This window comes from Rothia endophytica (assembly GCF_039543885.1).
Classification (GTDB): Bacteria; Actinomycetota; Actinomycetes; order Actinomycetales; family Micrococcaceae; genus Rothia; species Rothia endophytica.
The window spans coordinates 322,244-335,062 of record NZ_BAABKP010000002.1; the positions used below are offsets into that span (position 1 = coordinate 322,244).

Annotated in this window: 10 protein-coding genes; all 10 read right to left on the reverse strand. The window is 57.8% G+C overall.

The features are described from left to right. Positions 1–44 precede the first annotated feature (44 nt). Positions 45–707: a nucleoside triphosphate pyrophosphohydrolase gene (gene mazG, locus ABD982_RS08005; protein ID WP_345446267.1), complete on the reverse strand. Its 663-nt coding sequence runs from the start codon at positions 705–707 to the stop codon at positions 45–47. A 1-nt stretch (position 708) separates the two neighbouring features. Next, complete coding sequence (locus ABD982_RS08010; RefSeq protein ID WP_345446268.1) at positions 709–1,923, reverse strand: adenosine deaminase; 1,215 nt, start codon at positions 1,921–1,923, stop codon at positions 709–711. Positions 1,924–2,049: 126 nt separating this feature from the next. After that, complete coding sequence (locus ABD982_RS08015; RefSeq protein WP_345446269.1) at positions 2,050–3,795, reverse strand: prolipoprotein diacylglyceryl transferase; 1,746 nt, start codon at positions 3,793–3,795, stop codon at positions 2,050–2,052. A gap of 36 nt (positions 3,796–3,831) precedes the next feature. Then, positions 3,832–5,130: a thymidine phosphorylase gene (locus ABD982_RS08020; protein ID WP_345446271.1), complete on the reverse strand. Its 1,299-nt coding sequence runs from the start codon at positions 5,128–5,130 to the stop codon at positions 3,832–3,834. Positions 5,131–5,242: 112 nt separating this feature from the next. Continuing rightward, entirely contained in the window at positions 5,243–5,629 is a 387-nt protein-coding gene (locus ABD982_RS08025; RefSeq protein ID WP_251380873.1) for a cytidine deaminase, read from the reverse strand. A 62-nt stretch (positions 5,630–5,691) separates the two neighbouring features. Continuing rightward, positions 5,692–6,984, reverse strand: coding sequence for an ABC transporter permease (locus ABD982_RS08030; protein WP_251380639.1), 1,293 nt, complete (start codon positions 6,982–6,984; stop codon positions 5,692–5,694). Further along, positions 6,981–8,288: an ABC transporter permease gene (locus ABD982_RS08035; protein WP_251380638.1), complete on the reverse strand. Its 1,308-nt coding sequence runs from the start codon at positions 8,286–8,288 to the stop codon at positions 6,981–6,983. Before ABD982_RS08035 ends, ABD982_RS08030 begins: the two co-directional genes overlap by 4 nt. Beyond that, the gene (locus ABD982_RS08040) at positions 8,278–9,885 is read right to left on the reverse strand and encodes an ABC transporter ATP-binding protein (RefSeq protein ID WP_345446275.1); all 1,608 of its coding nucleotides are present in this window, start codon (positions 9,883–9,885) and stop codon (positions 8,278–8,280) included. Before ABD982_RS08040 ends, ABD982_RS08035 begins: the two co-directional genes overlap by 11 nt. Before the next feature lie 187 nt (positions 9,886–10,072). Then, the gene (locus ABD982_RS08045) at positions 10,073–11,170 is read right to left on the reverse strand and encodes a BMP family lipoprotein (protein ID WP_345446277.1); all 1,098 of its coding nucleotides are present in this window, start codon (positions 11,168–11,170) and stop codon (positions 10,073–10,075) included. Positions 11,171–11,478: 308 nt separating this feature from the next. Next, positions 11,479–12,693: an amidohydrolase gene (locus tag ABD982_RS08050; protein WP_345446278.1), complete on the reverse strand. Its 1,215-nt coding sequence runs from the start codon at positions 12,691–12,693 to the stop codon at positions 11,479–11,481. Positions 12,694–12,819 lie beyond the last annotated feature (126 nt).

Genomic DNA, 12,819 nt, shown 5'->3' on the forward strand with positions numbered 1-12,819 from the left:
CACGGAATAGAACGCAAGGACGGGCACACCAAGCGGCCTTGACTCTAGCTGTGTTGGTCGATGAGCTTGCGGGTCGCTGAGCGCAGGGCGCGTTCGGCGTCCAGCCCCCGGCTTTTGGCGGCGGCGACCAGGGTGAGCAGGTGCTCCCCCAGCTCCTCTTCGGTGGTAAAGCTGGTGCCAGCACCCATTTCCTCCGGGTCGAGCAGCCCAGCTTTGGAGGCTTTAGACAGGGTTTTTTCGGCCAGGGCTAAGGCAGGTAGGTGAGGTGGGATTCCGTCCAGGGGGCCGGTGCGTTCGGGCTTTTCCTTCTTTTTGAGTTCGTCCCAGCGGGTCAGCACGTCATCGCCTGTGACCGCTTCTTCATCACCGAAGACATGGGGGTGGCGGCGTTCAAGCTTGTCGTTGAGGGCGGTGAGCACCTGCACGATGTCAAAGCCACCCTGTTCTGCCGGGGTTTCCTCGGCTACACGGGAGTGGAAGACCACCTGCAACAACACATCCCCCAGCTCTTCCTTCAGCAGGGCACGGTCGATTCCAGCGGGGGCCTCAATTGCTTCCACCACTTCGTAGGCTTCTTCTATCAGATAACGCAGTAGGGATTCGTGGGTTTGTTCGCCGTCCCAGGGACAGCCGCCAGGACTGCGTAGGGTGTCCATGATGGTAACCAGACGTTGGAATTGGCTGCCTGCATTCTCAAGCTGGGTCATTCTAGCCCTCCTGCTCTGCTGGGGACTGTTCTGCCTGCTGGAGTTCCTGGGAAATTTGGGCGTAGGCACTCTGCACGCTTTGCATGAGTGCCTGCTTTTCGTCGAAGGTGCAGAAGGCCCCGTTGATTGCGTTGAGCGTCATTTCGAAGAACTCGGGTATGCCAAAGCCAGCGCTGCGGGAGAGTTCAACGAATTCTCGGGTGATGCTGGTGGAGCTCATCAGGCGGTTATCAGGGTTGACAGTGACGGCGAAGCCGGCTGAGAAGAGCAGGGCCAGCGGGTGCTCTTCGTGGGTGCGTGCCGGGTCGAAAGCGGCCCCGGTGCCCACCAGGTCAATTTTCTGGGCGGCATCGGTTTGCAGGTTAGAGCAGGGGCAGCATTCTAAGACGATGCGCTGGTTCTTCACCCATTCAGCCACGGGGCCCAGTTGCAGTACGGTAGCGTCGCGGTCAGCGCCGGGCATGAGGGTGCCCTCGGGGTCAATCTCGGCAACGGTGCGGGCGGTGATGTCTTCGGTAATGCGGACGCCGTGACCGAGGCGGAGGGCGCGGCCGTCGACGAGGGCTGAGCGGATAGATTTTAAGCCATCGGCTTCACCGGCGTGCAGGGTAACGGGCATGAAGTGGGCGGCGGCGTAGTCCAGGGCTTCGGTGAAGAGGCTGGCGGGGTAACCTGCTTCTGGGCCTGCCAGGTCAAAGCCGACAATGCCCATCTGGCGGTTAGTCACGGCAAGCTGGGCAATTTCGAGGGCCCGGTCGTTCTGGCGCATAGCGCAGAGAATTTGGTTAACCAGGATACGGCCGCCCAGCGTTCCGATGTATTCCATACCGTCCATGAGCCCATCGGCAACGGCCTCTACCGCTTCTTGCAGGCTCAGTCCGCGGCGGGTGTGAAGCTCCGGTGCCCAGCGTACTTCCCCGTAGATGACGCCGTCTGCTGCCAATGTCACCACGTGGTCGCGGGCAACCTTACGCAGGTGCTCGGCAGTTTGCATGGCCGCCACCGTGTGTTCGAAGGTTTCTAAGTAGTGTTCTAGTGAGCGGGAGTCAGCTGCCTCACGGAACCAGGCGGCTAGCTCTTGGGGGTCTGTGGCAGGTAGTTCGTGACCAATCTCCGCAGCGTGCTTAATCAACGTTTCTGTCTGCACCCCACCGTCCAGGTGATCGTGCAGGCTAATCTTGGGCAGTTTTTGAATCCAGGTAGGTTCTTGCGTCACAATTTTCTCTTTTGTCCTCGATGTCATAGGTTTGGTGCCAGTGTACAGAAACCGCCCGGCCGCTGCATGATCAGCTACCAGATGGCAGCTAGCAGGCAGTGACCGGGCGGTAAACTCCAGTGGGTTTTAGAAGGTCCAGGACGCCAGCGCGTCGTTCATATGCGCCGGTATGTTAGCGCCGGTGCGGGGGAACATGCGTAGCTCTTCAACATACTGCTGGGCGGGCAGGCGCTCAGGGTAGCTGATGAAGGCTTCCTCATCGGTGTAGTCGAAACTGACTGCTGCGGGCACACCGGGGGTAAAGCGGATATTGATGGCCAGGGGTGAGCCGCTCCCCTCCTTGTAGGAGTCAGCCTTGAGCTGCAAGATAGCCAAGGTTTCCTCGGGTACCAGGTCAAAGGTGCGCACCTGTTCCCAGAAGCCGTTACGGCGCACGTGAGTTAGAGCATCGTAGTAGGAGCCCAGCGAGCGCACCCGGATCAGCACCGTGGAAACATCCAGCGCTGTGCCGTTTTCACCAAAGAGAGCATCGTAGGCAGGTGCGAAGCGGGAGACGACCTCTGCTTCGGTCAGCACCAGGTTGCCCTCAGCCAAGGTGGTTTCCGAGGGCTTGGTGTAGCTCTGGGCTGCAAATGAGGGAGCGACGTCCATATTAGCGCCCGCGCTGGGGGCATCAAGCGGTGCCGATGCCAGGGCAGGGCGGGAGGCAGCCGCCGGAGCGACCACAGTCTGCTCATCGTGGGTATCAAAAGCGTCATCATCGAGGTGGATGGGCAGGCTACTGGGGCCACCCAGGGGTAGAACGGGAGCTACCGCTGTGCTCTCTCCCCCATCATTTGAGTCTGCAGGACCATCGGTAGCAGGGTTATGATTCTCGGGGTTCTCTAGGGTCTCATCCGTATCGGCACGTTCTCCAGCGGTTTCAGAGGCAGCGGTTTCAGAGGCAGCGGTGAACTCTTTAGACCCCTCTGTTTTCGTGAGCTGTGCGTCCTGCTCAAGGCTCTGTTCTTGATAGTCCTCCTCCTTCACAGTTTCAGTTTCAGCTGAGACAGGAGTTTCAGTAACCTGGGCGGGAACCTCGGTCTCTTGACTCACAGGTGCACCCTCCACCTCAGCTGCGGTGTCCTCATTGGGGTCTTCAGAAGATACACTCTCGATCGTGGCATCAGAAGTAGGTGAGGGAGCCAGGAACTGAGCCTTCTGAGTGCTCGCCTGCTCATCTGCGCTCTCTTCTGCCTCGGTCGATGCTGCTAAGGTAGCCGATCCACGCTCCCCCAGGTTACTTGCAGTCGGGCCGTCCTCAGGGGCAGGTTCGGACGCCGCGCTTGCTGTCTCGAGGTGTTCTGCCTCGGGTGACCCCTGTTCCGTCTCAATCGGCTCAGCCTGAGCCTGCTCAGAAGACGCTACCGGCTTATCAGCAGTTAGGGCGTAGTTCAGGTTGTGGCTGCTGCCCTTTTCCGAATTGATGAAAGAAGCCTGCACCTGCTCCTCCTCGGCAGCAGCGGGGCTCACCATAATGAGGGCACGGGTGAAGGCTCCGCGCTCGCCCTTTTCCTCTTCCACGTAGAGATCGGCAACCTCAGTAAACCAGTCGCCCCCGGGTAGCACGCTACCTTTTTCTAGCTCGTTGCCGCGCTGGTAGAAGGTGTAGCTCATATCGTTACCCTGCTGAACCAGGTGGAGGGTGATCTGTCCATCAGCGGTGGCGCGCATCTTCTGTGCTAGAGCGCGCAATGCACCGCCTACTTCTGCCTGTTGCTCGGGGGCACGGGCAGACTCTTTTGAAGGTGCAATGAGGGCAGGAGCTAGAACGTCGCGAGGTGCGGTTACAGCTGCCCGCTGCTGATCTTTTTTGCGGCTGAAGAGACCCATGGCTTGTCTTCTCTTTTCTGGCTAGGGAGTGGCGCGCTAGGCGTTAATACGATCAAGGATGATGGAGGTTTCTGACAGTTGGCCGTTAATATCCCATGCATCCTCAAGAGACTGCAGGGCACGGTCAAACCGTTCAGGGGTGTCGGTCATGAGGGTTATCAGGGGCTGCCCCTCAGTCACTGTGTCCCCGGGTTTTGCGTGAAGCTTGATACCTGCAGCTAGCTGCACAGCGTCCTCCTTGCGGGCTCGGCCAGCCCCAAGACGCCAGGACGCCACGCCCACCGAGAGCGCGTCCAAGCGGGTCAGGGTGCCGGTCTGCGGAGCAAGTACAGCGTGGGTTTCACGAGCCACCGGCAGGGCAGCATCAGGGTCACCGCCCTGGGCTGAAATCATCTGACGCCACTTGTCCATGGCGCGCCCGTCTTTAAGAGCTTCGGCGGGGTCGGCGTCTACGCCCGAGTTCCTCAGCATCACCCGCGCTAGTTCAAGCGTCAGTTCAACGACATCCGCTGGGCCGCCACCGGCGAGAACCTCAACCGACTCTTCAACCTCGCAGGCATTACCTACGGTCAGGCCCAACGGGGTGTCCATGTTGGTGAGCAGCGCACTGGTGGTGACCCCGGCGTCATGCCCCAGTCCCACCATAACCTCAGCTAGTTCGCGGGCCTGCTGAATGTCTTTCATAAAAGCACCCGAACCAACCTTGACATCGAGCACCAGAGACCCGGTGCCTTCAGCAATTTTCTTGCTCATGATGGATGAGGCGATGAGCGGGATGGCTTCAACGGTGCTGGTGGTGTCTCTTAGTGCGTAGAGCTTCTTATCAGCCGGCGCTAGCCCTGAGCCGGCGGCAGAAATAACTGCACCGATAGAACCTAGAATATCGATGGTTCGCTCGTTGGAAATACTAGCCTGCCAGCCAGGAATGGCCTCTAGCTTATCGAGGGTTCCACCGGTATGGCCTAACCCGCGGCCAGATAGTTGCGGCACCGCAACCCCATAGACGGCTACCAAAGGGGCCAAAGGTAGGGTGATTTTATCGCCTACACCCCCGGTGGAATGTTTATCGGCGGTAGCAATCTTCTTGCCCGGGCCAATGATGGACGAGAAATCCATGCGCTCACCCGAACGAATCATGGCATCGGTCCACCGAGCTATTTCAGCCCGGCTCATGCCGTTGAGGAAAATTGCCATGGCAAGGGCACTCATCTGCTCATCAGCTACTACACCTCGGGTGTAGGCATCAATGACCCAGTCAATCTGATCATTCGATAGCTGCCCGCCGTCCCTCTTGGTACGGATGACATCTACAGCGTCAAAAGCCTCGTTACTCACGCGCGTCCTCTCATCAACAGGGCCATTTCGTCCCACCTCTTTGTGTCTTGTCTATCTTCCAGTATGCCAGTTGAAGCTAGCGGCTGCCCGTCTAAAGCAGCCGTCTACTGTTTTAGAGCCGTTCGGGGCCAAAGGCATCGGGTAACATCTGCTCGATGGTCATGATTCCACCGGCAGACTTAATCATCATTCCTGCGGCACTGTGTTCATAGAGCAACTGACGGCAACGTCCGCAGGGCATGAGTGGCTCCCCTGCCCCGTCCACGCAGGCAAAGGCCATCAGTTTACCGCCGCCGGTACGAAATAAATCAGAGATCAGCGAACACTCGGCACAGAGGGTTATACCCAAGGAAGCGTTCTCGATATTGGCGCCAGAGACGATGCGGCCGTCCTCGGTCAGTGCAGCAGCACCCACCGGGTACTTGGAGTAGGGAGCATAGGAGGTGGCCAAGGCACGGCGTGCCACATCTGTTAGTTCATCCCAGTTAATTGAAGTCATCATGCCTTCCTTAGACAGCAATGGCTACCGCACTCTATCGTGCAGTAGCCATTCATCGGTCGCTATTCCTTGACGTAGGGCGTGCCTACAGCTGCCGGGCCACGTGAACGGCCTACCAGACCTGCCACCGCAAAGATGGTGACAAGGTAGGGCAACATTGCCAGCAGCTCGGTGGGCACCTGGGTGCCCAGAATGGAGAGCACGAACTGCAGGTTCAGTGAGAAACCAAAGAGAAGGGCTGCGCTCAGGGCACCCACCGGAGTCCAGCGTCCGAAAATGAGTGCGGCCAGCGCGATGTAGCCCTGCCCCGCTGTCATGTCAGAGTTGAAGGCGGACACCGACACCAGGGTAAAGAAGGCTCCACCCATACCGGCTACAGCACCGGCCAGCAACACGTTCATCAGACGCAGTCGATTGACGTTAACACCCAGAGTGTCAGCTGCCTTGGGGTGTTCGCCTACCGCGCGGGTACGCAGACCCCATTTGGTCTTGTTGAGCGCGAACCAAATCAGCCCTACAACGAAGTACATGAGGTAGACCAGAACATTCTGGTCGAACAGTACCGGTCCGATGACGGGGATCTGTGATAGAACGGGGATTTCGAAGCCGGGCAGCTTGGGCGCAGAGTTGAGGGTGGGTGCATTGGGCTGCAGGACGCGGGCAAACAGGAAGCCGGTGAGACCCGAGACCAGCACGTTAACCACCACACCCACGATGACCTGATCCACCAGGTACTTGATGGAGAAGAGGGCCAGGATACTCGAAACCAGCACGCCACCGGCCATAGCTGCCAATAAACCTGCCCAGGGGCTACCGGTGAGAGAGCCCACCAGCACCGCCGAAAAAGCGCCGAAGAGCAGTTGCCCCTCGATAGCAATGTTGACGATGCCTGAGCGCTCGCAGAGCAGACCACCCATGGAACCAAAAATCATGGGGATAGACAGTGCTACCGCACCGGTCAGCAGTGAGACCAGTGACAGGGAGGGTTTGGCGGTAGAACCAATAGCCCAAACCAGTAGACCGGTGACAAAAGTAAGCCAGAAGAGGGGTGCTACCCAGCGGCCTAGTAGCTTACCGGTGTTGGTTGTTACCAGAGCGTAGGCGGCTAGAGCCAGCATGATCACCACAGCCACCCAGCCGTAAACCTGGGGGTTAATCTGCAGAGGTTCGGCTTGGAACCAGCGTACGCCGTCGGAAATACCGAGGCTAATGGTCTTCTCAGGGGCACGGATCCCAATCAAGAAGACCGAGAGCAGAGCCAAGACCGTGTAAATAACCGGGTTTTTCCAGTTCTTCACACCACCGGTTTCGGTCTCAGCTGAGACCTTAGTGTTTTGAGTAGCTACGACGCTCATGCTGCTGCCTCCACTGCCTTAGATGCGGACTTCTTCTTTTTGGTGCGCGGTGCCCCGGTGGGGTCGGGCAGACGGAAGATTGCGCGCACCAGCGGAGGTGCGGCAATAAAGAGAACGATAAGAGCCTGGAGCACCAAGACGATGTCAATGTCAGTACCGGTGCTGACCTGCATTGATACGCCACCGGCGCGGAAGGCTCCGTAGAGAAGAGCTGCGAAGAAGGTGCCCACAGGCTTGGAGCGGCCCAGTAGCGCTACGGTAATGGCGTCAAAGCCGAGGGACGCCGCAATACCGGTAGAGAGTACTTTTTCGGTTCCAGCTACCTGGGCTGCGCCCGCGAGACCGGCCAAAGCACCGGATAGTGCCATCACCACAATGTAGCCCGATGCCACGGAGATACCGGCGGTGCGGGCGGCGTTGGGGTTAGCGCCCACCGCGCGCAGGCGGAAGCCGACGGTAGAGCTATTTAGCAACCACCAGACGAAAGCTACTGCTAGGAGCGCCGCTAAGAAACCTGCGTGCAGACGAAACTGCGGGCCCAGCAGGAGCGGAAAGAGGGCGTTCTCGCCCAGCTTCTCTGAGATGGGGTTAGAACTACCTTCGCGCTGCAGCAACGGAGTCTTCAGCAAGTAGACCAAAAGGTTGGCAGCGATGTAGTTCATCATAATAGAGAGGATGACCTCGTGCGCGCCCGTGCGAGCCTTGAGAACACCAATGATGCCACCCCAGATAGCGCCACCAACGATACCGCCCAGCAGAATCAGGGGAACCATAACGATAACGGGGAGGCCCGCGTTCAGGGCTACCCAACCTGAAACGATGGCACCCAGAATAATCTGGCCCTGAGCACCGATGTTAAAGAGACCTGCTCGGAAGGACAGCGCCACAGCCAGACCTGCAAAAATGAGGGGTGTTGCAACGGTTAAGGTTTCTGTCAGCGGACGAATCTGCTGGGTGAAGTTCCTGCCATTGGGGTTGAAGATTGAACCCTGCAAAAGAGCTACGTAGGAGTCATAAGCAGCGCTCCACCCAGCGGCAAGGGTATCCAGCGGGCGCGCAAAGAAGTACCGTGATGCTGCCTGGGTAGCTGGGTCGGTTACAGCAATGAGCAGGCCTCCCACAATGAAAGCAGCCAGTGCTGCGCCAATAGAGAGGCCAATGCTCCCGCCGGCGATCCGGGCGAAGAGGGAGGGCTTCTGGGTTTCCACCAGCTGCGAAGGGACATCCTGAGGAGGAGTCGGTGCGTCGGTGTCGGCTGCCAGAGCAGGGTCTACCTGCTGGGCAGCGGGCTGCTTATCGCTCATTCTCTTCTCCTTCTGCCCGCGGAGCAGACTCGGTTACCTGGGTTTTAGCAGCAGAGCCACTCGATGCCTCTGAGTGCTCGGTATCAGCTGCCAGCGCCTCCTCGTAGGTGGCACCTGCCATCATCTGGCCCAGCACAGATCTGGGGGTGGTCGGTGGGACGATGCCCATCAGCTCACCGTGGAAGAAGACGGCAATGCGGTCGGCAAGGCCATAGACCTCATCCAGTTCGGTAGAAACGATGAGAACGGGCACGCCCTTATCGCGTTCTTGCACGATGCGTTTGTGAATAAATTCGATTGAACCGACATCCACACCACGGGTGAGCTGGGAGCCAACAAAGAGTTGCAGGTCCCGACTCAGCTCGCGCGCTACAACAATTTTCTGCTGGTTGCCGCCGGATAGGGTGGATGCAGTGTGCTCCTTAGAGCCCATTCTGATATCAAATTCAGTACCAGCGCGATCAGCGTTAGCTGAAATCTTTGATCGGTTGAGAGTACCGGCTGAAGAAAACTCAGGGCTATCAAACAGGTCGAGCACCAGATTCTCGGAAATCGAGAAAGAGCCGATGAGCCCGTCCTTGCTACGGTCTTCAGGCACAAAGCCAACCCCAGAGCGCAACACCTGCTTGGTGCTCATACCCAACAGCTCGGTGCCGTTGAGACTCAGAGAACCTGTTGCCTTGGGGTGAAGGCCAATAATGCTTTCTGCCAGTTCGGTCTGCCCATTACCCTGCACACCAGCCACAGCAAGAATCTCACCGCCGCGCACCTCAAAGCTGACATTTTTGAGCAGGGGCACACCGTTATCTGCCATCAGGGTCAGGTTCTTAACCTCAAAGACTTTGTCGCTGACCTGGGCCGCGTCCTTATCCACGGTTAGCTGAACATTTTTGCCCACCATCATGGAAGCCAGCTCAGTGGTTGACATGGTGGGCTGGGCGTGACCGACCACCTTACCGCGGCGAATCACGGTGATATCATCAGAAATTTCGCGCACCTCACGCAACTTGTGCGAGATGAAGAGCAGAGATTTGCCGTCCTTACGCAACTGATCCATGATACCCAACAGCTGATCAGTTTCTGCAGGGGTAAGGACGGCGGTAGGCTCGTCTAGAATGAGGATTTCAGCATCGCGCACCAGTGCCTTGATGATCTCAACGCGCTGCTGAACACCCACCGGCAAATCCTCAACCACGGCATCTGGGTCTACCTGGAAGCCGTAGCGGTCAGAGATTTCACGGATTTTCTTGCGGGTTGACTCAAGATCAAGGGTAGCGCCCTTGATCGATTCAGCACCCAGGGCTACGTTTTCTGCCACCGTGAACACGGGAACCAGCATAAAGTGCTGGTGCACCATACCGATACCGGCTGCCATTGCATCCGAAGGCCCGGAGAATTCCACCGGCTGATCATCAATGAACATCTGACCCTCGGTAGGGCGGTAGAGACCATAGATAACGTTCATCAGAGTAGATTTACCCGCCCCATTTTCCCCCAGGAGACAGTGAACCGTGCCAGGGGTGACGGTCAGGTCAATGCTGTCGTTAGCGGTAAAATCACCAAACCGTTTGGTAACCTTGCGCAGTTCGAGTTTCATCGAGTGGCTTTCTGTGTAAGAACCGGCGCAGCCCCTTACCCAGCGGCAAACTGGAGTGGCTTCGCGTATACGTTGTGCTTTAGTCTAACTGGTCTCTTGCCGAGGGAAGAACCAGGGGGCAAACAAGCGGCTCACACTACCCTAGGGGGAGTGCGAGCCGCCTTTACTATGGCTCAACTGCTAGGAGTTATGCGGTGGGTGAGCCAGCGGTTTCAACCTTGATAGTACCGGAGATAATATCTTCTTTGATCTTGTCCAGTTCAGCCTTGGTTTCGTCAGTTACCTCGGAATCAAAGTTGTGGAAGGGAGCCAAGCCCACACCATCGTTCTCCAAGGTACCGATGTAAGCCTCGGAGGTGAAGTTACCGTCCATGTCAGCCTTGATGGTCTCGGTGATAGCGTCATCCATTTTCTTCATGACAGAGGTGAGGATGATGTCCTGGTAGTCAGCGTTGGTTTCGAAGCCATCAGCGTCAACCCATACAACAGATGCGGGTGAATCGGGGTTTGATGCGTTGTATTCTTTAACAGCTTCAAGAGTACCTGAACCTACGGGGCCAGCAACGGGCATAATCACGTCAGCGCCCTGATCAAGGAAGTTCTGAGTGTTGGTCTTGCCCTTGGTGGCATCCTCGAAGTCGCCGGTGAAGGTACCGCTCTGGCTGTCGCTGTTCCAGCCCAGAACCTCAACGTCTGCGTTCTTCTGCTGGTTATAGTAGTCAACACCCTGCGCGAAGCCATCCATGAAGATAGTGACGGTGGGGAATTCCATACCACCGTAGGTAGCTACCTTGCCGGTCTTTGACTGTGCTGCAGCAACGTAACCGGCCTGGAAAGCAGCCTGAGCGGTGTCAAAGACAATGGGGCGCACATTATCCAGCTCGATGGAGTTATCATCCACGATGGTGAAGTGCAGATCGGGGTTAGCTTCTGCGATTTCCTTGGTGGTATCAGCCAAACCGAAGCCTACGGTAACGGTGAGGTTACAACCGGCCTGGACCATCTCGTTGAGGTTGGGAGCGTAGTCGGTCTCAGCGGTGGACTGAGCTTCCTTCATGTTAATACCGAACTCGGTCTCAGCGTGCTTTACGCCAGCGTAGGAGTTCTGGTTGAAGGACTTGTCCTGGAAGCCACCAAAGTCAGAAACGATGCAGCCAAGGTAGTCGCTGGACTCCCCGGATACTGATGATGATTCTTCGGGAGCTGCTCCACAACCTGCAAGCAGGAGGGCGGAGACACCCAGCAGTGAACCGGTTGATGCAATGTGCTTGCGTGAGAAAGCCATGAGGGTCCTTTTCGTACGGCCCTGAAAGCGTGCCCTGCGCGACCTTGCGCCGGTGTTTTAACCCGCCCCAGAGAATATTTTGCGTAACACAACACATCTTAGTGTGATTTAAGTTTCTATTCATCCCCGGCCGCCCAGGATCTAAGTGAACCACACTACACTTCTGGGTGCTCCCGAGTGACTGCCCTCTTATTTACGCTAATCACAGCGGCAGTAGCCGGATTCTGGAACAGAGACGAGCCAGTTCAAGGTTTTTAAAAATATTCTCGTCCTTGGCCCTGCAACGTTTCTCTGGGTAGGGCAGCCCTCTAGCGGACTAGTTCAGCGCGGATAGCGCGGAGGGCAGTAGCTGCCATGACGCGCACCCCAACTTCAATGGCACGTTCATCGGGGGCATAGTCCCCGCGGTGCAGGTCAAAGGTGTAGCCCCCGGGCACACGCGTACCCAAACGGATGAGGGCACCGGGCACTTCTTGCAACATCCAGGCAAAATCCTCGCCGCCCATAGACTGCTCGACCAGCACCACTGCGTCCTCACCCAGCTCGGCACGCGCAGCGTTCTCGAGCATAGCAACCTCGTCTTCGGTGTTAACTGCCGGCGGGACGCCGCGGAAGTGCTCTAGCTCCACCTCGACGTTGTATGGGGCAGCAATCTGTTCAACCACTTCGTCAAGAATTGAACCTGCCTGTTTCCACACGTCTGCTTCCAGGCAGCGCATGGTCCCGGCGAGAAAGGCGGTGGAGGGGATGGCATTGGGGGCTACCCCCGCTTCAATCTGGCCCCAGACCACCAGAACGCCGCTGCGCACGTCAGTCTTGCGAGAGAGCACAGCGGGCACATTGATGGCGATCTGGCTCAGAGCATAAACGATGTCTTCGGTCAGGTGCGGGCGCGAAGTATGACCGCCCCGACCTTTAAGGCTGATTTTAATGGTGTCAGATGCACTGGTAATCGCCCCGATACGGGTTCCGATTTTGCCCACATCTACCTTGGGGTCGCAGTGCAGGGCAAAGGCGCGGGGCATGCCCTCTAGGATTCGCTGAGCCAGCACATCGACAGCGCCACCAGGCAGCTGTTCCTCAGCCGGCTGGAAAATAATACGAATGCTCGCACCCAGCGGGTTTTTTTGGTGCAGGCGATGCAGAGCGATGGCAACACCCAACATGACGGTCTGGTGAATGTCGTGCCCGCAGGCGTGCATGACCCCGTTGACTGTGGAGGCGTAGGGCAAATCGGTTTCTTCTTGGATGGGCAGCGCATCGATGTCGGCACGAAAGGCTGCCGCGTAAGGCCCCTCCCCCACATCAACATAGCAACCGGTGCCCTTGAGGTGCTTAGGCTTCAACCCGGCATCAGTCAGAGCGCTAAAGATACGCTCGGTGGTTTTCTTCTCCAGGTAGGACAACTCGGGGTTGGCATGCACCTCACGGCGGAAGCGGATGAGCTCCGGGGTGAGCGCACGAAGGCGCTGCTCAAAGATTGGAGAGTTCACATCAAGGGTGATCGCTGCTGAAGAAGACATACATCTAAGATAACCCCCTGCCCCGCAATCCTGCGAAGTGAGACCGCTCGTGAAGCCCCACCCTCTCTATGACGCTTCTGTGACACTTCTCCACCAGACGCAGGACGCCGCCGCGCTCCCCTACCC

Bases quoted from the DNA above. Each gene is read 5' to 3' on its own strand.
- mazG (WP_345446267.1), bottom strand. From the start codon at position 707: ATGACCCAGCTTGAGAATGCAGGCAGCCAATTCCAACGTCTGGTTACC.
- ABD982_RS08030 (WP_251380639.1), bottom strand. From the start codon at position 6,984: ATGAGCGTCGTAGCTACTCAAAACACTAAGGTCTCAGCTGAGACCGAA.
- ABD982_RS08045 (WP_345446277.1), bottom strand. From the start codon at position 11,170: ATGGCTTTCTCACGCAAGCACATTGCATCAACCGGTTCACTGCTGGGT.
- ABD982_RS08015 (WP_345446269.1), bottom strand. From the start codon at position 3,795: ATGGGTCTCTTCAGCCGCAAAAAAGATCAGCAGCGGGCAGCTGTAACC.
- ABD982_RS08050 (WP_345446278.1), bottom strand. From the start codon at position 12,693: ATGTCTTCTTCAGCAGCGATCACCCTTGATGTGAACTCTCCAATCTTT.
- ABD982_RS08025 (WP_251380873.1), bottom strand. From the start codon at position 5,629: ATGACTTCAATTAACTGGGATGAACTAACAGATGTGGCACGCCGTGCC.
- ABD982_RS08040 (WP_345446275.1), bottom strand. From the start codon at position 9,885: ATGAAACTCGAACTGCGCAAGGTTACCAAACGGTTTGGTGATTTTACC.
- ABD982_RS08035 (WP_251380638.1), bottom strand. From the start codon at position 8,288: ATGAGCGATAAGCAGCCCGCTGCCCAGCAGGTAGACCCTGCTCTGGCA.